Here is a 24,789-nt window from a genome sequence, read left to right on the forward strand (position 1 = left end):
CAGCCGGCGGTGCGCGAGCGGCCGAAAGGCGCGAGTCAGCCGGTGATTTATATACGAACGCGATCCAGAGACGAGTGATGCACGTTCGGGACCTCCCGCTCTCCGGGGAGGTGATCGACCACTTCGAGTCGCGAGGGATCGAGGATCTCTATCCGCCACAGGCCGCGGCCGTCGAAGCGGGCGTCACCGACGGCGAACGCCTCGTCGCCGCCATCCCCACCGCGAGCGGCAAAACTTTCGTCGCGGAGCTGGCGATGCTGACGGCGGACGGCCCCGCGCTCTACATCGTCCCCTCCGCGCGCTCGCCCGCGAGAAGTACGAGACGTTCGACGCTCTCCCCGGCGTGAGCGTCGGCATCTCGACGGGCGATTTCGACTCGTCGGCCGAGAGCCTCGCCGGCCACGACGTCGTCGTCGCCACGAGCGAGAAGGTGGATTCGGCCATCCGCAACGGGGCGGACTGGATCTCCGATCTCGCCTGCGTCGTCGTCGACGAAGTGCACCTCCTCGGGAGCGAAGGAAGGGGGCCGACGCTGGAGGTGACGCTCTCGACGCTGCAGCGGCGGACGCCGGGCGTCCAGATCGTCGCCCTCTCGGCGACGGTGGCCAACCCCGACGAGATAGCCGACTGGCTCGATGCGACGCTGGTGGAGACGACGTGGCGGCCCGTGGATCTGCGGACGGGCGTCTACGCCGACGGAACCGTGAACTTCGACGACGGGACGACGCTCGACGTGGGCGCGAGCGAGGACGCCACGGAGGCGACGGTCGCTCTCGTCGCGGACGCCGTCGAGTCGGGCGGACAGTCGGTCGCGTTCGTCCGTTCGCGCCGAGAGGCCGAGACGCTGGCCGAACGCCTCGCCGAGGCGGACGTCGCGGCCGCCCCCGACGTCGCGGCCGACGTTCGGGACCTCGACGGGACGGCGACGGGGCGTCGCCTCGCCGACTGCGCGAGCGCGGGCGTCGCCTTCCACCACGCGGGGCTACGGAACGCCCACCGCGTCGCCGTCGAGACGGCCTTTCGAAATCGCGACCTCGCGGTCATCTGCGCGACGCCCACGCTGGCGGCGGGGGTGAACGTCCCCGCGCGGCGCGTCGTCGTCCGCGACCAGCGACGCTACACGGGGGCCGGTATGGAGTGGCTACCGACGCTCGAAGTCCACCAGATGTGTGGTCGGGCGGGCCGTCCCCACCTCGACCCGTACGGCGAGGCGGTCCTCGTCGGCGACGAGAACACCCGCGAGGAGCTCCGTACGCGGTACGTGGAGGCCGGCCCGGAGGCGGTCGAGTCGAAACTCGCCGATCGGCGGGCGCTCCGGACGCACGTCCTCTCGGTGGTCGCCTCGGGATTCGCCGACTCCCGGGAGAGCGTCCTCGACTTGCTCGACGCGACCTTCTACGCCCACCAGACGCCGGGCGTCGACCTCTCGGACACGCTCGAAGCCGTCGTTTCCGACCTCGTCGAGATGGAGATGGTGGCCGATTCGGGGGCTGGCGGCGACGGAACTCGGCGCACAGGTGTCGAAGCAGTACGTCAGCCCGGAGACGGGCGCGCGCATCGTCGACGGGGTCCGAACCGCCGACGGCATGGCCGAGGCGTCGGCGTTGACGGCGCTGGAGATCGTCTGTGACACGCCCGACATGCAGGACACCTACCTCGGCAACCGCGAACGCGCCGACATGTACCAGTTCGCCCGGACCCACGCCGCGGAGTTCACCACGCCGATGGGGGAGACGGAGGCGTTCGAGGAGTGGCTGACGGCCGTCAAGACGGCCCGCATCGTCTACGAGTGGAGCGAGGGGCGGACGCCGAGGAACTGGTCGATCGTTTCCGCATCGGGCCGGGCGACCTCGAATCGCGCCTCGAACGCGCCGAGTGGTTGCTCGGCGCGGCGGACGCCCTCGCGACCGTCGTCGACGTCGAGATACCGGAGTTCAGGGCCGTTCGGGCGCGGCTTTAGGCGTCCCGGATCAGGGCCGCCAGCGTCGCCTCGTCGCGGACGCCGACGACGCGCTCGGTCGGATCGCCGCCCGAGAAGAGGAGCATCGTCGGCACGCCCTGGACGCGGTACTGCGACGCCAGCGTCTGGTGGGCGTCGACGTCGACTTTGGCGACGGCGGCGTCGGTCTTCGCGGCGAGTGTCTCGACGGTCGGCTCGAGCATCTGACACGGCCCGCACCAGTCGGCGTAGAAGTCCGCGAGGACGACGTCGTACGACTCGATCACGTCGGCGAAGTGGTCGCTCCCCTCGACGCGAATCGGCTCGTCCGGGACGCCCGACTCGTCGGCGGCCCCCGCCGCGGCGTCGCCGTCACGGAGTTTCGCCTCCAGTCGCTCGCGCTTTCTCCGTCGGATGTCTTCGAGTTCGTCTGCGTCGCTCATCGCTCCCCTTTCGGTCGCGCCCGAGTTAACAGTTTTGTACGATTCGAACAATTCAGTACGGGCCTGGGGTTAGCTTCGTTCCTCACGGTCGTACGCGCCCGCTTTCCGGAGGCGTCCGACGGCGTCGAGGACGTCGGGCGTCCGGCAGACGCCGTCCGCGCCCGTGACCTGCGGGACGGTGCAGTTGTTACACGACCGGCAGGCGGCGCGAGTGTCAGCGCCGGCGTCGAGGAGTCGCGCCGGGAGTCGCGGTTCGGCGTAGAAGGGGCGTGCCCTTCCGACCATGTCGCAGTCGCTCCCGAGGAGCGAGTCGATCTGTCCGCGGTCGCGGATCCCGCCCTCCGCGAGAACGGGGACGTCGACCGCGTCGCGGATGGCGGCGCAGAGCCCGGCGTTCCACGCGGGGTCGAAGTCGTAGGCGAGCGACTCGACGCGGTTACCGAGGGCGACGAGTTTCGCCCGGAGGCGGCCGCCGAAGGCGTCGGCGTACCCCGCCCGGAATCGGTCGTCGCGCCACGCCCGTTCGGGGTAGGCCCCGCGGACGATGCTCATGTCCCAGAACACCGATCCGACGACGGGGACGAGGGCGTCGAAGCCGCGCTCGGCCAGCCGTCGGCAGACGTCGACGGCGTCCGCTTCCGAGAGGCGTCGCCGGACGAACGGCGGGGCCGCAGTCTCGGCGGGCACCTTGGTCAGCAGCGGGACGTCGCCCGCCGCGGCCCGGATTTCGTCGTGGACGACCTCGAGAAAGCGGACGCCGTCGCCGAACTCGTCGTCGCGACGGTTGTAAAGGGTGACAGGAACTGCTGGACGACGCCCATGTTCGCGCCCGCCAGGTGGACGGCGTCGTAGCCGGCGTCGACGGCGTGTCCGGCGGCGCGGCCGAAATCCGCCGCCAGGTCGTACACCTCCTCGGTCGTCATCACGCGCGGGTCGTACGAGAGAAATCCCACGCGATCGAGGAGGCGAAGCGGCCACGGCGGGCGAGAGACGGCCAGTTGCTGGACGTCGGGGTTCGCCTCGCGGTAGCCCGCGTGCCACGTCTCCATGCTCCGCAGGCCGCCGTGTTCGAGCTGGATCGCGATGGTCGAGCCGTGGTCGTGAATCCGGTCTGTCAGCCGGGAGAGCCGAGAGACGAACGCCGGGTCGTGAACCCGAGTCATTCCGGGGCGGCACAGCCGCCCTCGCCGCGAACGACGGTCGCGCCCTGGCAGACGAGTCCGGCACCCGCTTCGGCGGCGGGTTCGAGCTCCGAGACGAGACGGTCGACGGCGTCCTCGCCGTTGCCCGCACATTCGAGGAGCGGGGCGCGATAGAGGCGGTTCGGTATCGTCAGCCCGCCGATCGTTACCGGATCCTCCAGACGCATGATCCGTCCGTCGGACGCACGCCGGAAAACCTCTCCCCTCGGTCCGACGTGACCGAACGTCTCTTTGCCGCCCCTCGCCCAGGCCGCCCATGGACGAGACGGGACGCGATCATCTCGCTCGCGTGGCCAAACGGGCCGCGCGGGCAGGCGGGGAGTTCCTCGCCGACGAATTCCGGGCCGGCCCCGTCGCGGGCGAGTTCGGAACCGACGACGTGCGTGCAGACGTCGACCGGGCGGCTGAACGCCGCGTCCGCGACGTCATCCGCGACGCGTACCCCGACCACGCCTTCTACTCCGAGGAGTCGGGCCGAAACGACGGGGAGGGAATCGAGTGGGTCGTCGACCCCCGACGGCACCAACAACTTCGCCAGCGGTATCCCCTCTTTCAGCACTGCCGTCGCAGCCCTCCCCGAAGGCGGCACCGACCCGCTGGTGTCGGCCATCTACGAACCCGTGCCCGACGCGCTCTATCTCGCCCGTCGGGGCGAGGGAGCCACGGTCAACGGCGACCCGCTGTCGGCCGACAGCGAGCTGTCGCTCGACCGCGGCACGGTCTCGCTGGTCGTCGGACTGCCGGCGATACGCGACCCCGACCGCGCCGCGACGGCCCAGCGCATCGAGCGATCGCTCCGCGAGCAGTCCAAGCGGGTCATCCAGACGTGGTCGCCGACCGTCGACTTCGGCCTGCTGGCTCGGGGCGCGATCGAGGGGCTGGTCTACGTCCACCCGCAGGGCCACGAGCAGTACGCGGGCGCGTTGCTCGCGTCGGAGAGCGGCGTCGTCTCGGGGGAACGCGACGACGTCTACGTCGGCGCGTCGAACCCGGAAACGCTCACGGCCATCCGCTCGGCCGTCGCGACGGCGACGTAGTTAGCCCCGTCGCCGCCGGAACAGAAGCAACGCCGCGAGGAGCGGGCCGCCGAACGCGAGGACGTAGGGAGCGGCGTACGCCGTGCCGACCACCAGTGCTCGCAGGACGACGGTGACGCCGTGGACCGAGTCGAGGAACGCACCGAGGACGGGCGTGTCGTACCACTGCTCCGGCGCGGGGCGGTCCGGTCGCGGTTCCTGCAGTTCGACGGTGATCGTCGAGTAGGCCACCCGCTGTTCGAGCGTCCGGAGTTTGGCCTCCGTGCGCTCGATCTCCCCTGCACGTCCGAGAGGCGCTCGGCCACCGCGAGGACGTCCTCGGTGTCGTTTGCCTGCTGGTAGAGGGTCCGGAGTCGATCGCGCTCCGCCCGGAGATTATCGAGCCGGGCGCGAAGGTCGACCACGCGGTCGGTGACGTCCTGCGTGTTCGTCTGCGACTCGAGGACTCGCCCCTCCGCCTGGACCGTCGTCATCATCGCCGAGAAGTTCTCTCTGGGCACTCTGATAGTCACGCGCCCCGAGGTCCACGTCGCCTCGCCGTTCCGGTGGACCTGCTGGCTGGCGTCGCTCACGTATCCGCCCCGGGCTTCGACTGCCGCGGTCAGATTCCGGCGAGCCGCGCCGTAGGAGTCGACCTCCAGACGGACGGTTCCCGTCCTGATGACGATGCGCCCTGCCTGCACCACCGCGTCGTCGCCCGTGGCCTGGCCGGCGTCGCCGCCCGCTTCCTGGGCCGCGTCCAGTCCCTGTGCACCGTCGCCGCCCGCGCCGCCACTGCTCACCGCGGCCCCGCCGGAACCGCCACAGCCGGCTACCAGGACCAGCACGGCGAGCGAGACGACGACGAGCGTTCGTCGTGACATGGGCGGCACTCGACACGCGAGCGTGATAACGCCTTCCAAAGAACAAACGGGGTTTTTACTAACCCTGCTCTCGGCCGGTCGGGGTCGGACCGCCGGGCGTCTCCGACCGGCTCCGTGGGATACCCGGGGAAATCCGTCGGGGCAACACACTTATCGGGCAGTCCTGCGGATTGCCCATCGGGATGAATCGGGACGATACGGACGCCGGGCTTCGGGGGATACCAGTCCGGTCACCCGGCCCGCGACCGGCCGACGAGCCGCGACGGCGACCCCGCGACAGCTATGGCTGATCGGCTCGCGTCCGCGCGGCGCGTCGTCGAACGGGAGCGCCGGGAGTGCGGGGACGAACGCGAGGCGTTCCGCGCGTTCCGTCGGCGCGTCGGCGAACTGACGCCCACGCGGGTTCCGGCGACGCGACGAGCGCCGCGCTTGAGACATACCGACGGCTCGCTCGATAGCGTCCGTGAGGCGTACGAAGAGACCGTCATGTCCGTCCCGCACTACGATCGGGAGTACGGCGACGGATACGCACAGAGCCTCGCCACCGAGTTCGGGAACGACGTCGCCGCCGCCGTCTTCGGATCGCAGACGCTCACGGCCGAACTACAGGACGCGCTGACGGCGGCGGCCCGGTCGGCGGCGACCGACCGAGCCGAGTTCCTCGACCTCCTCGACCGGGAGGCCGAATCCGTCGCCGTCGCGGACGCGGAACTCGACGAGCTGCGCGACGACTTGGTCGCTCTCGACTCGACGCCCTCACCGACCGCGGCTTCGACGAACTCGTGGAGTTGCGAACCGCGATCTGTCACGTCGAGTCGCGTCTCGACCGCGTGGCCGCCCGGCGACAGGCGACGCTCTCCGCCCACCGACGAACCCTCCCGGACCTCGACGTGGACGTGACCGACTACCTCTACGCCGACCACGACAGCGTCTACCCCGTTCTCGCGGCCGTCGCGGCGTTCGGCGACCTCGTCGATACGGCCCGGCGACGGGTCGAGCGCGCCATCGCCAGCACGCCGTGACCGACGGCCGACGGCGCGCGATCGGCGTACGCGATCCCGCGATCGAGGGCCGGGAGCACCGTAACGATCGCCGTCGCCCTAACGTTGACGTGCGTGCCCGCCGGACGGTCGGGCATGACGCCCGAAGCACTCCGCGCCGACATTCCCGCGCTCGGCCGCGGCATCTACTTCAACACCGGCGCGTCGGGGCCCGCCCCCGCCGCGTCGTCGAGGCGACGACGGAGTTCGTCGAACACCACGAGTACGAAGCGCCCGTCGGCGAGGAGCCTACCCCGCCGCCTTCGAGACGTTCGACGACGCCCGCGCCGCCGTGGCCGACTTCGTCGGCGCGAACGACCACGAGATCGCCCTGACCGACAGCACCGCCGACGGCATCAGTCGCGTCGCCGCCGCGATCGACTGGGAACCCGGCGACGTCGTCGTCCGCACGGACCTCGAACACTCCGCCGGCGTCGTCCCGTGGTGGAACCTCGAACGCCGCGGCGTCGAGGTCCGCGTCCTCGAAACGAACGAGGGGAGAGTCGACATGGACGAACTGAAAGACGCCGTCGCCGACGCTCGGCTCCTCTGTTTCAACTCGATCACGTGGAACTACGGGACGCGCCTGCCCGTCGAGGAGATCGTCGACGTCGCACACGACGCGGGCGCGTACGCCCTCGTCGACGCCGTGCAGTCGCCGGGACAGACGCCCGTCGACGTCCACGAATGGGGGCCGACTTCGCCGCCGCCGCGGGCCACAAGTGGATGCTCGGGCCGTGGGGGCCGGCTACCTCTACGTCGACGAGGACGTCGCCGACTCGCTCACGCCCGCACAGGTGGGCTACCGGAGCGTCGTCGACGCGTCGGCCGACCACCTCGAACTGAAATCCGGTGCGCCCAGATTCGAGGTCGGCACGGCCAATCCGGCCCCATATCAGGGGTTGATCGAGGCCATCGTCACTCTCGAAGACGTCGGCCTCGACACCATCACCGGGCGCATCGAACGCCTGACGGACCGGCTGAAGGCCGGCCTCGGAGACCGGCTTCTCAGCCCGGAGGCGTACGAATCCGGCCTCGTCACCTTCGACGCCGACGATCCGGAGGCGCTGGTCGAGCGACTCGCGGAGTCGGACGTCTACATCCGATCGCTGCCGTATCCCGACGCCGTGCGCGCCTCCGTCCACGCGTTCAACACGCCCGAGGACGTGGACGCTCTCCTCGACGCCCTCTGAACCGTACTTATTTGCGCACCCCTCCGGAATCACATCCCATGACAGGTCACCCGCCGTACTGCCGCGTTCCCTCGCGCCGCCGATGAACCGACTCCACCCCCGCGTGCGACGCCTCTGGGCCGCGCAGGCGCTTCTCCTCGCCGCCGTCGTCGCCGTCGCCGTCTTCGTCGCCGGGCGCGTCGTCTTCGACGGCCGGATTCCCGCGGGGACGCCGCTCGCGGTGTTCGCCGTCCTCGCGCTCGCCGGCGTCGTCCACGCCGCCCTGCGCTACCGGGTGTGGCGCTACGAGATTCGCGACGACGCGATCTACCTCGAACGCGGCGTCGTCACCCGGGTCCGAACGGTGGTCCCGTTCGTCCGCATCCAGCACGTCGACTCCTCGCGCGGCCCGATCGAACGCGTCGTCGGCCTCGCGAGCGTCGTCGTCTACACGGCCGGATCGCGCGGCGCGGACGTGACCGTCCCCGGACTCGCCCCCGACGGCGCGGACGACCTCCGGGAGCGGCTGAAACGACTCGCCATCCGGGCCGAGGGCGAAGACGCCGTATGAATCTCTCGCCACTGACCGTCCCGTACCGGATCCTCCAGCGGGGCGCGAGCGTCGCCGTCGCCGCCGCCGTCGCCGTCGCCTCCGGCGCGTCGGCGCTCGTCGGCGCGATCGGCGGTGTCGCCGTCGCCGTCGTCCTCGTCGGCGTCGCCGTCCTCGCGCTCGTCGGCTACGAACTCGCCCGCTACCGGCGGTACGAGTATGAACTCACGGCCGACACCTTCGACATCCGTTCGGGGGTGTTCGCCCGGCGGAACCGGGAGATTCCGCTCCGGCGCATCCAGAACGTCGACATCCGGCGAGGCGTCGTCCAGCGACTGCTCGGCATCGCCGCCGTCGACTTCGAGACGGCCGGCGGGAGCGAAACCGAGGCGGCCATCCGGTACGTCTCCTTCGAGGAGGCAAAGCGCCTGCAGGGGGAGATCCGCCGGCTGAAACGCGGCGCGGCGACGGCGGGGAGGAAGCCGCCGAGGAGAGCGAACTCCTCTTCTCGCTCTCGAACGGCGACCTGTTGCTCGTCGGCGCGTTCGCGTTCGATCTGCGGGTGCCCGGAATCTTGCTCTTCCTGTTCTCCGGAGTCGGGTCCGTGCTCGCGCCCTACCTCCCCGACTCGGGCGGTCTGGTCGTGCTACTCGGCGGCGTCGCTGCCATCGCCGTCGGCGTCGCACTCGTCTCGTGGATCGTCGGTGCGCTGGCGGCGATAGTGAACTACTACGGCTTCCGCCTCACTCGCGTCGGCGACGAACTCCAGTACGAACGCGGCCTGTTCCAGCGATACGACGGGTCGATCCCGCTCGACAAAGTCCAGACGCTCACCGTCACGGACGACCCGCTGAAACGCCACTTCGGCTACGCCACCCTCGCGGTCGAGACCGCGGGCTACACGCCGGGACAGGGCCAGGGGCAGGGACAGCAGTCGGCGTCGGTGATTCCGCTCGCGTCCCGCGACCGGGTGTTCGCGCTGGCGAACGACGTCGAAGCGTTCGGGACGCCCGAGTTCGAGCGACCGCCGAAGCGGGTCCGACGGCGCTACGCCGTTCGCTACGGCCTCGCTCTCGCCGTCCTCGCGGGCGCGCTCTACGGCGTCGAGGCGTTCCTCGCCGCCGGTATCCCGTGGTACGTTCCGCTCTCGGCCGCGCCGCTCGTCCCGGTGGCCGCCCACGCCAAGTGGAAACACCGGGGCTACTGGCTCGGCGACTCACACGTCGTCACCCGAAACGGCGTCCTCAAACGCCGGACGAAGGTGGTGCCCTACTACCGGATTCAGACCGTCATCGACTCGCGAACGGCGTTCCAGCGTCGCTGGCGCGTCGCCACCGTCACCGCCGACACCGCGGGGTCGCTCTCCGTCGCCGGCCACGACGCCGCCGCGGTGGACGTCGACGCCGAGACGGCGACACGCCTGCGCGAGACGCTGTCCGACCGACTCCGGACGGCGCTGGCCGCGCGAAAGCGCGCGACCGAGAACGGCGACCCCTCGCCGGCGACCGCGGACGGCGGCGGAGACGGTTAGTCCGTCCGCGGGATGACGGACGCACCCACGGCGAAGACGACGGCGGCGGCGACGACGACGACGAGAAAGTCACCGGCCCAGTCGCCGCCGGCGGTGAGCGCTCGGACGCCCCGCGAGAAGTAGGTGAGCGGCGAGGCGGCGACGACGGGGCGAAACCACGACGGCAGCATCGACGGCGGGACGAACGTCTCCGAGAGCATCCACACCGGGAGGGCGACGGTGTTGCTCGCGGCGATGACGCCGTCCTGCGAATCGGCGACGCGACCGAGAACGGCCCCGACGCCACAGAACAGGGCGACGGCGGCGGCGACGAGGGGGACGAGCACCAGGAGCGCCGGCGACACCACGACCGTCGCGCCGGTGACGAGGAGGACGAGCGCGAACAGCAGGAGGCTCGACAGGCCGATGATGACGACGTTGACGGCCGTGTGTGAGAGCAGCCACTCCCAGCGACGGAGCGGCGTCACGGCGAGTCTCTCGAATCGGTTGCCGTCGCGGTGGCGGGCGATGGTGCTGCCGACGCGGGAGAGGGGCGTGAACACGACGACGACGGCGAGATAGCCCGGGACGTAGTAGGCCGGCGGTTCGGCGAACAGGCCGCCGCCGACGGACTGCGTCTGGACGACCGCGCCGAAGATGAGGATGATGAGCACGGGGAAAAAGAAGGTGAAAAACACCGCCGTCTTCCGCCGGAGAAACGAGCGGAGGGCGGCGGCGAACTCCGCGCGAATCCGCCGGATGCGGCTCATCGCGCACCACCAGCCCGGGCGTCGGCGTCGAAGTCGTCGAGCGTCTCGCCCGTCAGTCGGAGGTAGACGTCCTCTAGATCGGGCTCCGTCCACGTGAAGGAGTCGAACGTCACGCCGGCCGTTTCGAGGGCGCGCACCACGTCGCCGATGTTCTCGGCGGCGACGTCGTAGACGACGAGTTCGCCGTCGACGAGTTCCGACTCGTAGCCGTCGGCGAGGGCGTCTGCGCCCGCTCCCCCGTCTCCACGACGAGTCGGCTCTCGCCGCCGTACTCCGCGACGAGCGCGTCGGGGTCGCCGACCGCGACGAGTTCGCCGTCGCGCAGCAGACCCACCCGGTCGGCGAGGCGTTCGACCTCGCCCATCGAGTGGCTGGTGAGGAAGATGCTCGTGCCGCCGGCCGCGAGGTCCGAAAAGAGGTCCCAGAGCGCGCGACGCCCGGCGGGGTCGATGCCGGTCGTCGGTTCGTCGAGAAAGAGCACGTCCGGGTCGTTGACGAGGGCCGCACCGACACAGACCCGACGCCGTTGCCCGCCCGAGAGGTTCTCGTACCACTGGTCGGCGGCGTCGGTCACGCCGACGTCGGCGATGACGGCGTCGGGGTCGCGTGGCTCGTCGTACAGGCCCGCGTAGTACCGGACGAGTTCGCGCGCGGTGAGGCGGTCGGCCGGCCGGAACGACTGGGGGAGCAACCCCACCCGGTTCGGGTCGAGAGCCGGCGGCGACGCGCCGAGCACCCGGATCTCCCCATCACACGGGGTCGTCCCCGTCAGCGACCGGACGAGCGTCGTCTTGCCCGCCCCGTTCGGGCCGACGAGGCCGAACACCTCGCCCTCCGCGACGGAGAACGACACGCCGTCGACGGCGACGGCGTCACCGTAGCGCTTGCGGACGTCTTCGGCGACGAGTGCCTCAGCCATGCTCGACAGTCGACGCGGTCCTGAGGTAAGGGTTCTGTTACGTCCCCACTTCGAACCGCCTCACACGTCGGGCGCGTCGCCTGCGACGTCCGCACAGTCCCCGATACGCGCCCTCCTCAGGCCGCCGCACCGACCGCGTCGGCAACCCGGTCGACGATGGCCTCCACGTCGAACGCCTCGTCGGCCTCGTCCTTGTCGTACACCGTCTCGCCGTCGACGTCGACGTGGAAGACGCCGTGTGCTCCCGTCACGAGAGCGACGGCGTCGAGTTCCTCGCCGAACCGTTCGAGAAGGGCGTGTTGCACTCGCTCCGCGCGTTCGAGGAAACCACACGGCACGCAGTACTCGATCTCCACGCGTGTCATGATGTGACGTACCATTCGAACGGGGTTAAGCACTTGGTGTGTCCCACCCGACGAACGGTCGCCAGTAGAGCAAGGCGACGGTGACGAGGAAGACGAGCGTCGAGAGGTCGTACGAGAGCGTCGTCACCGCGCCGGCGACGGCCGATCCGCCGCCGAGGAGGGACGTCGAAAGCGACGCCAGGACGGGCCACGAACAGGAGACACAGGAGAAGATGCCGACGACGCCGGAGACGGCGGCCCCCGCGGCGTCGACGGCCGTCGCGTAGATCAGATACGCGAGGGCGAGGTAGCCGACGACCCGTGCGGGCATCAAGACGACGTTCACCAGCGTCCCGCCGTAGACGAGCGCCGGCCCCCAGCCGGGCGGGAGGAAGGCGACGCGGAAGCCGGTCGGGCCCATCGGCCCCGACGCCGTCACCAGGCCGCCGGCGACGGCGAGGACGGCGAAGTAGCCGCCGGCCAGTAGCCGCGCGCGCCGTCGGGTGCCGTCGCTCGCCGGCGGGACGCGCGTCGCCGTCACGGCGACGACGCCGACGGCGATCCACGTCAGTCCGTAGAGCGCGTAGCGCGGGGGCCGAGCGGGCCGTCGGCGACGACGACGTAGAAAAGCGTCGACAGGAGGAGGCTGTTGACCAGCAGCGCGCCGGCGAGATAACGGCGGTTCATCAGACCGCGACGGCGTCGACGACGATTGCGAGCAGGAGGGTTCCGAGGTAGGCGTTCGAGGCGTGGAACGCGCGGAACGCCGCCGACTCGGTCTGTTCGTAGTGGAGGCGGACGACGGCCCAGAGGAACGCTGCGCCGAAGACGACGCTCGTCAATACGTACGCCCAGCCGAGGGCGTCGGCCAGCGCGAGGCCGCCCGCGGCGGCGAGCGTCGCGCCGAGCCACCAGAGGATATGCTTTCGCGTCTCCGTCTCGCCGCGGACGACGGGCATCATCGGGAAGCCGCCGGCCGCGTAGTCGTCCTTGTAAGCGAGTGCGAGGTTGTAGAAGTGCGCGGGCGTCCACAGGAAGATGACCGTCGCGATGGCGAGGCCACCCAACCCGATTTCGCCGGTGATAGCGGCCCAACCGATGAGCGCGGGGAGCGCGCCCGCGCCGCCGCCGATGACCGTGTTCTGGACCGTGTTCGGCTTCAACACGAGCGTGTAAACGACGCTGTAGTAGACGATGGCGGCGAGGCCGAGGATCGCCACGAGGAGGTTGACGGAGGCGAAGAGCGCGAGCGATCCGACGGTGAGGAGGCCGCCGAACGCGAGCGCGTTGCGCACGGAGACGAGGTCGACCGCGAGCGGTCGGTCGCTGGTCCGGTTCATCCGCCGGTCCACGTCGCGTTCGAGGACGTGATTGAACGTCCCGCTGGCACCGATCGAGAGGACGCCGCCGCCGAGCGTCGCCAGCGCGGTCCGCAGGGGCAGGTCGGAGCCGGGGCCGACGGCGAGCGCCATCCCTGCGGTCGCGACCAGACAGAGGAGCCACATCAGTCGGGGCTTCATCAACCGGACGTACGCGCGCGCCGTCGCCGTCGCCCGAGCGACCGTCCCGTCCGGGACGGCGGGCGTCGGTCCGGCGCTCGCGTCCCCGGCGTCCACTCGCGCCGGGCCGGGCGCGGTTTCGTCGGGCGTACCCGTCGCGAGTTCGAGCGTCCACGCGAGGGCGGCCACCAGGCCGCCGAAGATAGCCATCCCGACGATCAGGTGGGTAGCAGAGAGGAGGAGCGACTCCGCGCTCGTCGCGACGAGCGCGCCGACCCCGGCCTGCACGGGGTAGAGCGCGAGCGAGGCGGTGAGGGCAATGCGGACGCGGGTCGCCGCGTGCTCGCGCCAGGCGAGGGACGCGACGGCGACGACGAGGAGGCCAACGGCGACGGCGGCGACGCGGTGCCCGACGGCGAGGAGGCCGCTCGTCGTCCGCGGGAGCGTCCAGCCGTCGCCGCAGGCCGGCCACGCGGCGCAAGCGGACGCGGCGTCGGTCACGGCCGTCGTCGCGCCGACGAGCAGGAGTAGATAGACGCCCATCGCCGTCGCCGCGAGAAGCCCGTGAAACCGGGGGAGGTGTTTCCTGACACGGCTACGTCACTGACGGCATAGTTTGGAACCCCCGTATTTAGAATCCGCGCTTTCACCCCTCTATCGCCCCGCCGTGAACGGAGTCAGTAGCTATTTACGTGGACATTTCCAACGGCCGATAGAGTATGAAACGGTTGCGCCTCGCGCTGTGCCTCTGCTCGGGTTGGCGGTTCTCTCCCTCGCTGCCGAGCCGGTGGCCGCGCAGACGTCAGTGACGTCGGAGCTCATCAACGGGCTGAACAACAAACTGATGTGGGTCGCCGTACCCATCACGATCCTGGTCGAGGCCATTCTCCTCTACACGGTGCTTCGGTTCAAGGACGCCGACGAGGCGAAGCCGACGAAGGAGAACCGCCGCCTCGAGATCACGTGGACCGTGGCGACGGCCGTTATTCTCCTGTTCGTCGGCGTCGCGTCCTACGGCGTTCTCGCCAACGACAACGTCGTCTTCCAGAACGACAAGCAGGAGATCGCGCCACAGGAAGACGACGTCGTCGTCCACGCCGAAGCCTTCCAGTGGGGCTGGCGGATGAGCTACCCCGAGGAGAACGTCTCGGCGAGCGGCACGACCATCGTGATCCCGAAAAATCAGGACGTCTACATCAACGTCACCTCGACGGACGTGATACACGCGTTCCACGTCCCGAAACTCGGCCTGAAACAGGACGCGATGCCCGGACAGGTGTCTACCATCAAGACCGTCGCCCTGGAGGAAGGCACTTACCAGGGTTACTGCGCCGAGTTCTGTGGCGTCGCCCACTCCCAGATGATGTTCACGGTGGAAGTCGTCTCCCAGGAGGAGTACGAGCAGTACATCCAGGAGCAGAAAAGTTCCTCCCAGAACGTCGAGCCACAGCAGTCGGCGACCACTCTCGCGGCGAACTGACGCCTAACAGCGCTCGTCGACGATTCGTTCGATGATCCGTCCCGTCGAGAGGAGTTCGTCCTCGTAGCGTCGCTCCCGCGCCGAGGCGCGCCGCACCTCGCAGTCGAGGCCGCGGGCGTCGAGCGCGTCGCGGAGCGTGTCGGCGTCGTGGTGTTGGTCGTAGCCGAGGGCGATGACGTCCGGGTCGAGGCGTTCGATGGGGACGAAGATGTCCTCGGGGTGGCCCAGGTGCGCTTCGTCGACCATCTCCAGTGCGTCGACCACCTCGCGTCGCTGCCGGTCCGAGAGGACGGGTTTCGCCTTGTGCGTGACGTTCTCCCGCCGCGCGATGATGACGTGGAGTTCGTCGCCCATCCCGGCGGCGTCGGAGAGATAGTGGAGGTGACCGGGGTGGAGCAGGTCGAACGTCCCCTGTGCGATGACCAGCGTCATAGGTCGGTGTCGAGATCCTCCTGCGTGAAGTCGAAGAAGGCCTCGGGGTCGTCGAGGTCGACGTCGAGGACGTCAAGCGAACGCGGCTCACCGCCGCTGTCGAACGCCCGCCAGTCGTCCGGGCCGTAGGGCGCGCCGAGGATGATGTGGACGTCGCCGCGGTTGAACGTGTTCAGGTCGGCGTCGCTGGGCTGGAGGACGCCGTTCGGGTGGGAGTGAACCGATCCGACCGCACGGACGTCGTTCGGGATCATGTCGGTCCTGACGGTCGCGCTGACCGGGTTCGACGTCGTTCCGGGAATGATGAGGACATCCGTGATGACCGTGCCTTCGCGGTCGAGGCCGAGACGGCGTGCGTCCTCGCCACGGAGGAGGCCCATATACTCGTCGGGGTGGGTTTCGGCCGCCGAGTCGCGGACGAATTCGAGGGTTTCCGCGGCGATGCCGAGGAGTTCGCTCGACCGGAAGAGCCGCATGATCGAACGTCGGTGGCGTTTCCATCTAAGGGTTCCGGTAGGTCGCCGGGACATTCTGTAAGGCTTAACACCGGCCACGCACCTGCACATCTATGACTGTTGGGAGCGCCGGGGATTCCGGCACCGCCGATTCACGTCCTACCGTCTACGATCTCGCGCCGAACTGTACGCGTACCGACGTCGAGGAGGGCGAACGCTACCACGCTGTCGTCAACGGCGTCGTCGAGTACGGCGTCTTCGTCGACCTCTCGGACGACGTCTCCGGACTCGTCCACGAGTCGAATCTCGCCGGGTCGTACGGTGTCGGTGACCGACTCATCGTCTGCCTCGACGAGATTCGAGAGAACGGCGACCTGTCGTTCGTCGAGGAGACGCTCGAGGAGTACCGTACCGTCGCCGTCGACCACGACCCCGACGTCACGCCGGTGTCGGACCTCGCCATCGGCGACGCCGTCACCATCGAGGGAACCGTCGCGCAGATCAAACAGACCGGTGGACCGACGGTCTTTCGCGTCGCCGACGAGAGCGGCATCGTCGCCTGTACCGCCTTCGAGGAGGCGGGCGTTCGCGCCTACCCCGACGTCGAACTCGACGACGTCGTCCGCATCTCCGGTACCGTCGAGAAACACGACGGCGCGCCCCAGATCGAGGTCGATTCGCTCGACGCCCTGACGGGGGACGTCGCCGACGCCGTCCGGACCCGTCTCGAAGCCGGGCTGACGGAACGCGCCGAACCGCACGCCGTCGAGCCCCTGATCGAGTGGCCCGCCTTCGAGAAACTCCGTGACGACCTCGAAGAGGTGGCCCGACAGCTCCGGCGGACGGTGCTCGAAGGGCGACCAATCCGGGTGCGTCACCACGCCGACGGCGACGGGATGTGCGCGTCGCTGCCCGTTCAGCTCGCCCTCGAACGCTTCATCGCGGAGGTCCACGAGGACGCCGACGCGCCGCGACACCTGTTCAAGCGCCTCCCGAGCAAGGCCCCCTTCTACGAGATGGAAGACGTCACCCGCGATCTGAACTTCGCGCTCGAAGGGCGGGCCCGCCACGGACAGAAGCTCCCGCTCCTGTTGATGCTCGACAACGGGAGCACCGAGGAGGACGTCCCCGCCTACGAGAACCTCGCCCACTACGACATGCCCATCGTGGTCGTCGACCACCACCATCCCGATCCCGAGGCGGTGAATCCGCTGCTGGACGCCCACGTCAACCCCTACCTCTACGACGAGGACTATCGCATCACGACGGGGATGATGTGCGTCGAGCTCGCGCGGATGATCGACCCGACCGTGACCGACGAACTCCGCCACGTCCCCGCCGTGGCCGGTCTGTCCGACCGCTCGAAAGCCGAGGCGATGGAGTCGTATCTCGACCTCGCCGCGGAGACCGGCTACGACCGCGGCGACCTCGAACGCATCGGCGAAGCCCTGGACTACGCCGCCCACTGGCTGAAGTACAGCGCCGGCAAGACCCTCGTCAGCGACGTGTTGAACGTCGGCTGTGAGGACGAGGGTCGGCACCGCGAACTCGTCGAGTTCCTCTCGACCCGGGCCGAGCGCGACGTCGACCGGCAACTCGCCGCGCTCGAACCGCACGTCGAACACGAACGCCTCGCCAACGAGGCCCACCTCTACCGGGTCGACCTCGACAGTTTCGCCCACCGGTTCACCTACCCCGCGCCGGGCAAGACGACGGGCCAACTCCACGATCGGAAGGTGACCGAAACGGGAGACCCCGTCATCACTATCGGCTACGGCCCCGACTTCGCCGTCCTCCGGTCCGACGGCGTCCGCCTCGACATCCCCGAGATGGTCGCGGAACTCAACGAGGAAGTCGTCGGCGGCGGCGTCTCCGGCGGCGGCCACCTCGTCGTCGGCTCCATCAAGTTCGTCAAGGGCATGCGCGACGAGGTCATCGACAGCCTCGTCGCCAAGATGGCCGACGCCGAACTGGACGAGGAACTGTCGAGTACCGCGTCGCTCGACTAATCCGGGTCGAAGCGGAGCCGGCGGCTGGCGACGGCCGCGGCCACGAGGACGGCGAGGCCGACGGCGACGGCCACTGCCGGCGGGAGTTGCGGCCCCCGCTTTTCCAGTCCGCCGTGACGACGCGCCGGAAGTACGACGCGACGCCCTCCCCGTCGAGGACGACGACGACTTCGCGATTCTCCCCGCGGACACCCGATTCCAGTTGAGGCTGCCGACGGCGACGGCGTCGTCGACGACGAGCCCCTTCGCGTGAATCTTCTCGAACCGGCCGTCCGGGGTCGCCACCTTCGCCCGGAGCGGGAGGTCGCGGCGGTCCGCGCGCCGGTTCAACTGCTCGACCAGTCGCCGGTTCTCCTCGGCGACGTACCACGCGCCCGAGAGGAGGATCCGGACCTCGACGCCGCGTTCGGCCGCCCGGAGCGTCGCCTGCAGGAGCGGCGTCTCACGACCCCCGATCGTCGGCTGAACGACGGCGACTCGGGAGTCGGCGCGATCGATGCGGGCGACGAGGGCGCGTTCGGCGTTCCCCGGGGCCGTGAGGACGGTGACGCGGTCGGCCCGCACCCCTCGCGGGTCGACGTTCGCGGGATACGAGTCGTTGGCGAGGGCGCTCTCCTCGAACGCCCGTCCGGCGCGAAACTGTTCCCACGGGACGGTGTCGCGCCCGTCGGCGTCGTGCTCGAAGAGCGACGCGAGGTCGGTCGCCACCGCCGCCGACCGGACGACGACGCCCCAGCCACGACTGCTCCGACCGCCGACGCCGGCGGGCTTCCAGTTCTCGGTCATCACCAGCGCCCGGTCGTCGGCGACGGCGTACTTGGCGTGGTGGAAGCGAAAGCGGGCGCGGTCGCCGGCGACGACGGCGACGGGGACGCCCGCCGCGACGAGTCTATCGAGGACGGCTGCCTGGGTGGCACTGATGCCCCCGACCGGTTCGCCTTCGACGAGGACGCGCACCCGAACCCCGCGGCGGGCCGCGTCGACGAGCGCCGTGGCGACGCGCTCGGAGGCGAACGTGTAGCCCGCGAGCAGGATGCGTTCGTCGGCGCGACGGAGCGTCTCGACGGGGACGGCCGGTGAGTCGGGGAGGACGAACGCCGTCGCGTTCGCCGCACCGAACGCGTGTGGGTCGCGGACGTCGAGGCCGATCGGTCGCCACCGCGTCTCGCCGTCCCGCCGGACGACGCGTTCGCCCTCCGGCGCGTCCTCGTATGCGAGCGTCGCGACGGCCACGCCGTTGCGGCGGAGCGTGAGGGTCTCGCCCGCGTTCGAGAGGGCGAGCGAGGAGACGTCGACGACGGGCAGGTCTCGAACGATCGTCTCGGCGGTGGAGGGATCGGTCGCGACGGCGACGGTCCTCGCCGGACGGTCGTCCGGGATCGAGACGACCGTCTCGCCGTCGGTCAGACTCCAGTTCGACGAGTCGGGCGGGAGGCGAACGACGACGAACTCGCCGACGTCGCCGTCGGCCGAGGGGTTGGGGTACGCGCCGACGAGGCCGGCGTCGCTGGCGACGCCGCCGGACGACTGAGCGCTCACGGGAGCGACGACGGCGGAAACGACGACGAGGACGACGAGGGCCTGTCTGAACACGGCCCGGAGTGGCCCCGTCTTCCGTGATAAATCTCCTCCGGTGGCTTTTTGCCGCCGTCCCTCGCGTCAGTGCGCATGGTAGCGGTGGCTAACGTCCTCCGACTCGCGGGATACGCACTCGGCGCGCTCGGCGGGGCGCTGGTGTTCATCGAGTTCTTCCAGTTGCCGAGCTACGTCGAGTTCCACGAGGAGTTTCGTGATTACAGCGTCGACACCAAACTGGACGACGCGTCGGAGTACACCTGGTTCGGCCGGGTCGGGGCGTTCTGTATCGCGCTGGCGTTTTCGCTGTTGTTCGTCGCGGCGTTTCTCGGGAGCTGGGCCGCCTGTGCGACGGCCAACGCGTCGGCGGCCCGTTCGGCCTCGTTCTGGACGAGGAACGACGGGTCGTCCTCGTACTCGGCGGCCGCTTCGAGGGCGCGTTCCGTGCCGATCTGGCGCAGCGCCCACGCCGCGGCGGCGCGGACCCGATCGCTCTCGTCGTCCGCGAGGGCGTCGGCGAGGGGGTCGACGGCGCGGGTGTCGCCGATGAGGCCGAGCGCGCGGGCGGCGTAGGGGCGGACCTGATCGTTGTCCATGACGAGTTTGTCCGCGAGCGCCTGCGTGGCTTCCTTGCTGCCGATCTCGCCGAGCGCCTTGAACGTCACCTTCTGGAGTTGCGGGTCGGAGTCGGCGTCGACGTATTCGACGAGCGTCTCGACGGCGTCCTCGGCGGCCATCTTGCCCAGCACCTCGATGCCGGGCTTGTCGCGCTTGCCGGCGCGCTGGTGCATCGCCTCGAAGGCCGCGTCGTCGTTCATCCGGGCGAGCGCTTCGAGGCAGTGTCGCTCCATGAAGTCCGACTGGAGGCTGTCGAGGGCGAGCAACACCATCTCGACGTTGCCACGCTTCTCCCACTCCTTGAGTGCGGCCCACTCCGGCGGGAAGTCCTTGTAGTGGCCGAGGACGTCGTAGTAGCCCTGCGCCCGAAGTTGTACGTGGGTCTCCAGGTCGTCCCACTCCTCGGCGGCGTCGAGGCCGTCGACCAGTCCGTCGGCGGCGTCGAGGAGCGCGGCGACGTCGTCGGCGTCCTCGTCGGGGTCGAGGGCCGCGTCGCTCACTGCGTCGGCGACGGCGTCGACCGCGTCCACGAGCGCCTCGACGTCGCGGCCGTCGGGAGCGAACGACCCGTCGAGTGTCTCGGCGACGTCGTCGGCGAACGCCTCGACGGCGTCGACGATTTCGTCTTCGCCCGTCTCGGTCCACTCCGTCTCGGCGAGCGTCGTCGCCGCCTCGTCGAGGACGTCGACCACGTCCTCGGCGTAGGGGCCGCGCGCGTCGTCGAGAGCGTCACGCAGGTCCGCGAGACGGGACTCGAGTTCCTCGCGGGGGTCGGCCTCGTCGTCTTCCTCCGGTTCGGGGAGGTCCGCCGATTCGAGGTCGGCTTCGACGGCGTCGAGCGTCTCCTCGACGTCGTCGAGGTCGGCTTCCGTCTCGGCGGCGTCGATGGCGTTCTCGGCCTCGTCGAGGCGCGTTTCGAGGTCTTCGGCCGTGACGTCTCCGGTCTCGTCGGCCCCCGACTCCTCGTCGGCGGGCGTCTCGTCGTCCCCGTCGGTCATATATTCGGGAACTGCGTGTGACGACCAAAAGAGCGTTTCCCTTCTGTCCAACCCCGGACGCCGCCCAGCGGCAGGCGCCGGTATCCGGTGGGATCGGCTGACCGACCGCGCCGCGGGAGTTAGGTGGTCGCGCCGCCTACCCCCGGTATCCATGACCGCCGAGGACGACCTGCGAACGCAACTGGACGAACTCGAACGGACCCTCGACGCGCTGCGCGAGGAGCTGGACGGGGATCGACCGGGAAGGCCCCGGCGGCGGCGACCCCGTCCGCCGTCGCCGCTCGAACTCCTCCGGTTCACGGAGTCACACACCCTCCCGACGCTCGTCGCGACGCTGGAGGCGACGATCGAGGCGCTCGAACTCGTCCGGGGACTGCTCCGTCTCGCCGATCCGGCGGCGACGGACGACCGGGCGCGCGAGCTCCCGCCCGGTGCGAGAGCGACGGTCGGGCGCGCACTCTCTGACCTCCGGTCGGCGCTCGAAGGTGCGGACCTGCCCGACGATCCGGCCGCGCGCGAACTCGTCACCGACGCGCGCGACCTCGCGGCCGACGTCGAGGCGCGACTCGACGACGCCCGGCGTGGCGCGGGCGAACCGTCCTCGGACGCGGGCGTCGACGTGCGCGAGGCGGGCGAAGACGGCGGTTCGACGGCCGACGTCGCGGATTCGACCAGTTCCTCGGACGTCGACGTGACGTCGGAACTCGACTCGATACGGGACGAGATCCGCGGCGACGACGCCGACGAGTGAACTGAGACGGAGGGCGGCGTTCAGGCCGCAGTCGCGCGGAACGACTGCCCGTCGCGGGCGACCAGGCCGCGTCCGCGGAGACTGTCGAGGACGGGGTAGATGGTTATCTTCTTCATGCCGAGCGACTCGTGCAGGTCGTCGACGGTCGCGCTCTCACACGACCGGAGGTAGAAGTACACTGCTTCGATTCGGCCGACACGAGTTCGGCGGGCGGGGTACGACTCTGCGTTCGGGTGGATTCCGTCGCGCTCATGGCTACCTGAAATGTTGGAGTTCTAAGTAATAAGCGTGGCCCATATATGGTGCATATTCGGTATATTGTAATATTGTGATTATATGTCCTTAGTGAAACACGCCCGCGAGACGGTCAGTTCACGGCGGGAGCCGCTGGTACCGTCGGACGACTCGTCGCTGGCCCGGACGGGGCGGCGACTACGACGTCAGTTCGATCGCTTCGTCGACCCACTCGCGGACGCGGGACTCGGACACGTCGATTCGGGACGCGAGGTCGGCGGGGTCAGCGTCGGCGAGGTCGGCGAGCGACCTGACGCCGGCGTCGTAGAGCCGTTCCGCGTAGGCGGCTCCGACGCCGTGGACGACTTCGAGGTCCTGGATCTCCTCGGCCTCGACGGCGACGTCCTCGGCCTCGACGGCGACGGCCTCCGTCAGGGCCTCCGCTTCGACCTCCTCGGGCTCCGTCTCGATCGACGACCGGTCGGCGTACCACTGGGCGACCTCCGGCCAGAGGTTCTCGTGTGCCGACCGCGAGACCGAGAGCCCGATGTGACCCGTGCTGTACTCCATGATCTCGGTGTCGTCGCTGCCGACGGCCTCGTTGAACGGCTTGCTCGCGTCCGGCGGGATGAGGTGGTCGTACTCGCCGACGACCTGTAACACCGGCATGGTGAGGTTCCCCAGGTCGACGCGTTCGTCGCCGACGTAGAGTTCGTTCTCGTAGAGCTTGTTCTCCTGGTAGATGTCCTCGAGGAACTCGCGGTAGGCAACGCCGGCCAGGTCGACGCCGTCGTTGAGCCACTTCTCCATCCGGGCGAAGTTCTCCACGAACGCCTCGTCCTCCAAGTTGTCGTAGAGGTTGGCGTACTTCGTGACGTAGTTGTGGACCGGGTCCATCAGGGCGAAGCCGACGTCCAAGAACTCCGAAGGAACGGTTCCGAACGTCTCGGCGACCGTCTCCGGGCTGTAGTAGTCCTCGTCGCCCCACAGTTCGAGGATGCCGCCGGTCCCCTCGAAACAGAGCCCGGCCGCCATCAGGCCGAGGTTCCGCACCTTCTCCGGGTGGAGTGCGGCGTGCATGACGCTCATCGTCCCGCCCATGCAGTAGCCGAGGACGTTGATGGCGTCGACGCCCGAACGCTCGCGGACCTCGTCGACGCAGTTGTCGATGTAGCGCTCGACGTAGTCGTACAGCGACAGCGACGCGTCGAGATTCGAGGGCTCGCCCCAGTCGATGAGGTAGACGTCGAAGCCGGCTTCGAGCATCCGCCGGACCACGCTCCGGTTCGGCTGGAGGTCGAGGATGTACGGCCGGTTGATGAGCGCGTAGGTAAAGAGGATGGGGACGTCGTACTGCTCGTCGGTCATCGGTTCGTAGTGGAGCAGTTTCAGTTTGTTCTCCTCGTAGACGACGTCGCTCGGCGTCTCGCCGACGCCGACCTCCGTGAGGTCTTCGAGGCGGTCCGGCGCTACTTTCGCGCGGTCGACGTGTTCCGTCGCCTGTTCGACCATCCGGCGCTGTGCGTCGAACGGGAACGTGAGGGGGTTCATCGCTCCTCTAACAGTCGGTCGAGTTTGGATTCGATGGCGTGCGTGCGGCGCTCGAGTTCGACCAGTCGTTCGCCGACTTCGCGGACGTCGCCCACCGTCGCGAAGCCGACGGCGTGCAGCGACTCCTCGGTCATCTCCTCGACCTGCTGCTGGGCGTTCAGCGCCTCCTCGACGGACTGGCCCGTCGCGGCGGCGAACGCCGTCGTCGCCATCGTCTCCTTGAACGCCTCGTTCGCCGACGCGAGCCAGATGTCGCGGAACTCCGCGGCGTCGACCTCCTCGCCTTCCAGCGCGTCGCCGAGGCGGTCGAACGAACGCTCCGCCGCGTTCATCCACGCCTCGTAGGCCTGTAGCGATCCCTCGTAGCTCTCGCGGACGTTCTCTTCGGAGAGGTTCTCCTCGGTGGCGTCCATCCACGCCTCCATCAGTTTCGGCTGGGCGTCGAGGTTCTGGTCGATTGCGTTCATGTACGTCTCGGTCATGCGCTCTACGAACGACTCCATCTCCCCGTCGAACGCGGAACTCGCGTCGTTAACCATGGTTGAAATAGCAGGTGTACGGCAAAAAACCCGCGCTCAGGCGGATTCGGTCAGTCGCTCGGCAGTTTCCACGGCCTCCTCCGCGGTCTGCTCGGCGTCGGACTGCATCTCCAGCATCGCCTCGAAGCCGTCTTCGACCATCTGGAGTTGCGCCTCGCTCAGTTCGTCGAAGGAGTTCTCGGCCTCTTCGAGGCTCTCCAGCACCGCGCTCCAGGCGTCCTCGTGGAGTTCGTCGACCGCTTCGTACTGTTCGTCGACGGCGACGCGGAGTTCCTTGACGGACTCCTCCGGGAGGACCGTTCCGAGGCCGTCGAGGTAGGTCTCGACGGCGCGCTTCGAGAGCGTCAGACCGCTCTTCTGGAGGGATTTGGTCGTCTCGACGCCGTCGAAGAACGTGTCCGTCGCGACCCGCTGGGTCTTGAGGGACGCCTCGATGGCTCGCTGGCTCTGGTCTATCATCGTTCGCTGCATCTCGAACGCCGACGTGAAGGGGTTGTTAGCACTCATAGCTCACTCGTTGTTTCGTTTGACTGGGATGACGATCGTCTGCACGATGTCGCCTTCCTCGATGCCGACGGCCTCGCGCTCGGCGTCAGGGATGCTGATGCGGCCGCCGCTCTGGACGCGAGTTTTGAACACCGCCGTTCCCATGCTCATCGCACCGAGCTGGGAGAAGCCGCCGAACCCGCCACCCGACGTGGACTGTTTGAAGAGTTCGAGCTGCTGCTGGAACGCGTCCTCGCTCGCCTCCTGCATCTGCTTCGTGAACGCGGCCGGTGACCACATCGGTGACTCGTCGTCGTTCGTCATCCTTGCCCGATACGATGGGCCCCACCTGCATAAGCTTTACTTTCGATGC

21 protein-coding genes and 9 pseudogenes are annotated in these 24,789 nt (G+C 69.3%); 13 read left to right on the forward strand and 17 right to left on the reverse strand.

The window, feature by feature from the left end:
- The first annotated feature begins 77 nt into the window (after positions 1 to 77).
- Positions 78 to 1,960 (forward strand): annotated as a pseudogene (locus tag ACFQJD_RS05665) (DEAD/DEAH box helicase).
- Here ACFQJD_RS05665 and ACFQJD_RS05670 read toward each other — a convergent pair.
- A complete protein-coding gene (locus ACFQJD_RS05670) occupies positions 1,957 to 2,382 on the reverse strand; it encodes a thioredoxin family protein (RefSeq protein WP_379796763.1) in 426 nt (141 codons plus the stop codon). The pseudogene ACFQJD_RS05665 and the gene ACFQJD_RS05670 sit on opposite strands and share 4 nt — an antisense overlap.
- A gap of 69 nt (positions 2,383 to 2,451) precedes the next feature.
- Positions 2,452 to 3,751 (reverse strand): annotated as a pseudogene (locus tag ACFQJD_RS05675) (NADH:flavin oxidoreductase).
- Between the two features lie 89 nt (positions 3,752 to 3,840).
- Between ACFQJD_RS05675 and ACFQJD_RS05680 the strand changes: the two are divergent.
- Positions 3,841 to 4,038 (forward strand): annotated as a pseudogene (locus ACFQJD_RS05680) (inositol monophosphatase); the annotation flags it as partial.
- Positions 3,968 to 4,621 carry an inositol monophosphatase family protein gene (locus tag ACFQJD_RS05685; protein WP_379796764.1) on the forward strand — a complete coding sequence of 218 codons (654 nt, stop codon included), beginning with the start codon at positions 3,968 to 3,970 and terminating at the stop codon, positions 4,619 to 4,621. The pseudogene ACFQJD_RS05680 and the gene ACFQJD_RS05685, both read left to right, overlap by 71 nt.
- On the opposite strand, the pseudogene ACFQJD_RS05690 reads toward ACFQJD_RS05685, so the two are convergent.
- A pseudogene (locus ACFQJD_RS05690) lies at positions 4,622 to 5,484 on the reverse strand (DUF4349 domain-containing protein). It lies immediately after the preceding gene.
- Between the two features lie 282 nt (positions 5,485 to 5,766).
- Here ACFQJD_RS05690 and ACFQJD_RS05695 point away from each other — a divergent pair.
- The 6 genes and pseudogenes from ACFQJD_RS05695 (at position 5,767) to ACFQJD_RS05720 (ending at position 9,777) form a co-directional block, all read left to right on the forward strand.
- Positions 5,767 to 6,384 (forward strand): DUF7260 family protein, encoded by a 618-nt coding sequence (locus ACFQJD_RS05695; RefSeq protein WP_379796766.1) that lies wholly within the window; start codon positions 5,767 to 5,769, stop codon positions 6,382 to 6,384.
- Entirely contained in the window at positions 6,381 to 6,506 is a 126-nt protein-coding gene (locus tag ACFQJD_RS05700; RefSeq protein WP_379796768.1) for a hypothetical protein, read from the forward strand. Before ACFQJD_RS05695 ends, ACFQJD_RS05700 begins: the two co-directional genes overlap by 4 nt.
- A gap of 114 nt (positions 6,507 to 6,620) precedes the next feature.
- A pseudogene (locus tag ACFQJD_RS05705) lies at positions 6,621 to 7,717 on the forward strand (aminotransferase class V-fold PLP-dependent enzyme).
- A gap of 82 nt (positions 7,718 to 7,799) precedes the next feature.
- Positions 7,800 to 8,267 (forward strand): PH domain-containing protein, encoded by a 468-nt coding sequence (locus tag ACFQJD_RS05710; protein ID WP_379796770.1) that lies wholly within the window; start codon positions 7,800 to 7,802, stop codon positions 8,265 to 8,267.
- Positions 8,264 to 8,968: a PH domain-containing protein gene (locus ACFQJD_RS05715; protein WP_379796773.1), complete on the forward strand. Its 705-nt coding sequence runs from the start codon at positions 8,264 to 8,266 to the stop codon at positions 8,966 to 8,968. The genes ACFQJD_RS05710 and ACFQJD_RS05715 overlap by 4 nt, the downstream gene beginning before the upstream one ends.
- The gene (locus tag ACFQJD_RS05720; RefSeq protein WP_379796775.1) at positions 8,890 to 9,777 is read left to right on the forward strand and encodes a PH domain-containing protein; all 888 of its coding nucleotides are present in this window, start codon (positions 8,890 to 8,892) and stop codon (positions 9,775 to 9,777) included. The genes ACFQJD_RS05715 and ACFQJD_RS05720 overlap by 79 nt, the downstream gene beginning before the upstream one ends.
- Here ACFQJD_RS05720 and ACFQJD_RS05725 read toward each other — a convergent pair.
- From ACFQJD_RS05725 to cyoE, 5 genes and pseudogenes are all read right to left on the reverse strand, one after another.
- Complete coding sequence (locus ACFQJD_RS05725) at positions 9,774 to 10,526, reverse strand: ABC transporter permease (protein ID WP_379796777.1); 753 nt, start codon at positions 10,524 to 10,526, stop codon at positions 9,774 to 9,776. The two genes, ACFQJD_RS05720 and ACFQJD_RS05725, sit on opposite strands and share 4 nt — an antisense overlap.
- Positions 10,523 to 11,445 (reverse strand): annotated as a pseudogene (locus tag ACFQJD_RS05730) (ABC transporter ATP-binding protein). The gene ACFQJD_RS05725 and the pseudogene ACFQJD_RS05730 overlap by 4 nt, the downstream one beginning before the upstream one ends.
- A gap of 116 nt (positions 11,446 to 11,561) precedes the next feature.
- Positions 11,562 to 11,810: a SelT/SelW/SelH family protein gene (locus ACFQJD_RS05735; protein ID WP_379796779.1), complete on the reverse strand. Its 249-nt coding sequence runs from the start codon at positions 11,808 to 11,810 to the stop codon at positions 11,562 to 11,564.
- Between the two features lie 25 nt (positions 11,811 to 11,835).
- Positions 11,836 to 12,476, reverse strand: a pseudogene (locus ACFQJD_RS05740) (hypothetical protein).
- Complete coding sequence (gene cyoE, locus ACFQJD_RS05745; protein WP_379796781.1) at positions 12,476 to 13,831, reverse strand: heme o synthase; 1,356 nt, start codon at positions 13,829 to 13,831, stop codon at positions 12,476 to 12,478. Before cyoE ends, ACFQJD_RS05740 begins: the two are co-directional and overlap by 1 nt.
- 176 nt (positions 13,832 to 14,007) lie before the next feature.
- Between cyoE and coxB the strand changes: the two are divergent.
- A pseudogene (gene coxB, locus ACFQJD_RS05750) lies at positions 14,008 to 14,768 on the forward strand (cytochrome c oxidase subunit II).
- A 3-nt stretch (positions 14,769 to 14,771) separates the two neighbouring features.
- Here coxB and ACFQJD_RS05755 read toward each other — a convergent pair.
- Both ACFQJD_RS05755 and ACFQJD_RS05760 read right to left on the reverse strand, forming a co-directional pair.
- Positions 14,772 to 15,200: an adenylyltransferase/cytidyltransferase family protein gene (locus ACFQJD_RS05755; RefSeq protein ID WP_379796783.1), complete on the reverse strand. Its 429-nt coding sequence runs from the start codon at positions 15,198 to 15,200 to the stop codon at positions 14,772 to 14,774.
- The gene (locus ACFQJD_RS05760) at positions 15,197 to 15,676 is read right to left on the reverse strand and encodes a Mov34/MPN/PAD-1 family protein (RefSeq protein ID WP_379796785.1); all 480 of its coding nucleotides are present in this window, start codon (positions 15,674 to 15,676) and stop codon (positions 15,197 to 15,199) included. The genes ACFQJD_RS05755 and ACFQJD_RS05760 overlap by 4 nt, the downstream gene beginning before the upstream one ends.
- Before the next feature lie 92 nt (positions 15,677 to 15,768).
- On the opposite strand from ACFQJD_RS05760, the gene ACFQJD_RS05765 reads away from it, so the two are divergent.
- Complete coding sequence (locus ACFQJD_RS05765; protein ID WP_379796787.1) at positions 15,769 to 17,664, forward strand: DHH family phosphoesterase; 1,896 nt, start codon at positions 15,769 to 15,771, stop codon at positions 17,662 to 17,664.
- A gap of 246 nt (positions 17,665 to 17,910) precedes the next feature.
- Here the strand turns inward: ACFQJD_RS05765 and ACFQJD_RS05770 are convergent.
- Positions 17,911 to 18,897, reverse strand: a pseudogene (locus ACFQJD_RS05770) (phospholipase D-like domain-containing protein); the annotation flags it as partial.
- Between ACFQJD_RS05770 and ACFQJD_RS05775 the strand changes: the two are divergent.
- Positions 18,787 to 19,284, forward strand: coding sequence for a hypothetical protein (locus ACFQJD_RS05775; RefSeq protein ID WP_379796789.1), 498 nt, complete (start codon positions 18,787 to 18,789; stop codon positions 19,282 to 19,284). The pseudogene ACFQJD_RS05770 and the gene ACFQJD_RS05775 sit on opposite strands and share 111 nt — an antisense overlap.
- Positions 19,285 to 19,457: 173 nt before the next feature.
- On the opposite strand, the gene ACFQJD_RS05780 is transcribed toward ACFQJD_RS05775, so the two are convergent.
- On the reverse strand, positions 19,458 to 20,855 hold the full coding sequence (locus ACFQJD_RS05780) for a HEAT repeat domain-containing protein (protein ID WP_379796791.1): 1,398 nt from the start codon (positions 20,853 to 20,855) through the stop codon (positions 19,458 to 19,460).
- Positions 20,856 to 21,006: 151 nt separating this feature from the next.
- Here ACFQJD_RS05780 and ACFQJD_RS05785 point away from each other — a divergent pair, with 151 nt between their 5' ends.
- Positions 21,007 to 21,606, forward strand: a complete 600-nt coding sequence (locus tag ACFQJD_RS05785; RefSeq protein WP_379796793.1) for a DUF7547 family protein — start codon at positions 21,007 to 21,009, stop codon at positions 21,604 to 21,606.
- Positions 21,607 to 21,626: 20 nt separating this feature from the next.
- Here ACFQJD_RS05785 and ACFQJD_RS05790 read toward each other — a convergent pair whose 3' ends face one another.
- The 5 genes from ACFQJD_RS05790 to ACFQJD_RS05810 all read right to left on the reverse strand — a co-directional run bounded on the left by ACFQJD_RS05790 (position 21,627) and on the right by ACFQJD_RS05810 (position 24,740).
- On the reverse strand, positions 21,627 to 21,785 hold the full coding sequence (locus ACFQJD_RS05790) for a helix-turn-helix domain-containing protein (RefSeq protein ID WP_379796795.1): 159 nt from the start codon (positions 21,783 to 21,785) through the stop codon (positions 21,627 to 21,629).
- Positions 21,786 to 22,038: 253 nt separating this feature from the next.
- Positions 22,039 to 23,391 (reverse strand): PHA/PHB synthase family protein, encoded by a 1,353-nt coding sequence (locus ACFQJD_RS05795; RefSeq protein WP_379796797.1) that lies wholly within the window; start codon positions 23,389 to 23,391, stop codon positions 22,039 to 22,041.
- Positions 23,388 to 23,930 carry a poly(R)-hydroxyalkanoic acid synthase subunit PhaE gene (locus tag ACFQJD_RS05800; RefSeq protein ID WP_379796799.1) on the reverse strand — a complete coding sequence of 181 codons (543 nt, stop codon included), beginning with the start codon at positions 23,928 to 23,930 and terminating at the stop codon, positions 23,388 to 23,390. The genes ACFQJD_RS05795 and ACFQJD_RS05800 overlap by 4 nt, the downstream gene beginning before the upstream one ends.
- A gap of 36 nt (positions 23,931 to 23,966) precedes the next feature.
- A complete protein-coding gene (locus ACFQJD_RS05805) occupies positions 23,967 to 24,437 on the reverse strand; it encodes a hypothetical protein (RefSeq protein ID WP_379796801.1) in 471 nt (156 codons plus the stop codon).
- A 3-nt stretch (positions 24,438 to 24,440) separates the two neighbouring features.
- Positions 24,441 to 24,740 carry an AbrB/MazE/SpoVT family DNA-binding domain-containing protein gene (locus ACFQJD_RS05810; protein WP_379796803.1) on the reverse strand — a complete coding sequence of 100 codons (300 nt, stop codon included), beginning with the start codon at positions 24,738 to 24,740 and terminating at the stop codon, positions 24,441 to 24,443.
- Positions 24,741 to 24,789 lie beyond the last annotated feature (49 nt).

The sequence above is a fragment of the Haloplanus sp. GCM10025708 genome (assembly GCF_042663985.1).
Lineage (GTDB): Archaea > Halobacteriota > Halobacteria > Halobacteriales > Haloferacaceae > Salinirarus > Salinirarus marinus.

What these genes read in the sequence shown, in the direction of transcription:
- ACFQJD_RS05670 (WP_379796763.1), bottom strand. Translation starts at nt 2,382, where the DNA reads ATGAGCGACGCAGACGAACTCGAAGACATCCGACGGAGAAAGCGCGAG.
- ACFQJD_RS05695 (WP_379796766.1), top strand. Translation starts at nt 5,767, where the DNA reads ATGGCTGATCGGCTCGCGTCCGCGCGGCGCGTCGTCGAACGGGAGCGC.
- ACFQJD_RS05710 (WP_379796770.1), top strand. Translation starts at nt 7,800, where the DNA reads ATGAACCGACTCCACCCCCGCGTGCGACGCCTCTGGGCCGCGCAGGCG.
- ACFQJD_RS05715 (WP_379796773.1), top strand. Translation starts at nt 8,264, where the DNA reads ATGAATCTCTCGCCACTGACCGTCCCGTACCGGATCCTCCAGCGGGGC.
- ACFQJD_RS05725 (WP_379796777.1), bottom strand. Translation starts at nt 10,526, where the DNA reads ATGAGCCGCATCCGGCGGATTCGCGCGGAGTTCGCCGCCGCCCTCCGC.
- ACFQJD_RS05735 (WP_379796779.1), bottom strand. Translation starts at nt 11,810, where the DNA reads ATGACACGCGTGGAGATCGAGTACTGCGTGCCGTGTGGTTTCCTCGAA.
- cyoE (WP_379796781.1), bottom strand. Translation starts at nt 13,831, where the DNA reads ATGGGCGTCTATCTACTCCTGCTCGTCGGCGCGACGACGGCCGTGACC.
- ACFQJD_RS05755 (WP_379796783.1), bottom strand. Translation starts at nt 15,200, where the DNA reads ATGACGCTGGTCATCGCACAGGGGACGTTCGACCTGCTCCACCCCGGT.
- ACFQJD_RS05760 (WP_379796785.1), bottom strand. Translation starts at nt 15,676, where the DNA reads ATGCGGCTCTTCCGGTCGAGCGAACTCCTCGGCATCGCCGCGGAAACC.
- ACFQJD_RS05765 (WP_379796787.1), top strand. Translation starts at nt 15,769, where the DNA reads ATGACTGTTGGGAGCGCCGGGGATTCCGGCACCGCCGATTCACGTCCT.
- ACFQJD_RS05780 (WP_379796791.1), bottom strand. Translation starts at nt 20,855, where the DNA reads ATGACCGACGGGGACGACGAGACGCCCGCCGACGAGGAGTCGGGGGCC.
- ACFQJD_RS05785 (WP_379796793.1), top strand. Translation starts at nt 21,007, where the DNA reads ATGACCGCCGAGGACGACCTGCGAACGCAACTGGACGAACTCGAACGG.
- ACFQJD_RS05795 (WP_379796797.1), bottom strand. Translation starts at nt 23,391, where the DNA reads ATGAACCCCCTCACGTTCCCGTTCGACGCACAGCGCCGGATGGTCGAA.
- ACFQJD_RS05800 (WP_379796799.1), bottom strand. Translation starts at nt 23,930, where the DNA reads ATGGTTAACGACGCGAGTTCCGCGTTCGACGGGGAGATGGAGTCGTTC.
- ACFQJD_RS05805 (WP_379796801.1), bottom strand. Translation starts at nt 24,437, where the DNA reads ATGAGTGCTAACAACCCCTTCACGTCGGCGTTCGAGATGCAGCGAACG.
- ACFQJD_RS05810 (WP_379796803.1), bottom strand. Translation starts at nt 24,740, where the DNA reads ATGACGAACGACGACGAGTCACCGATGTGGTCACCGGCCGCGTTCACG.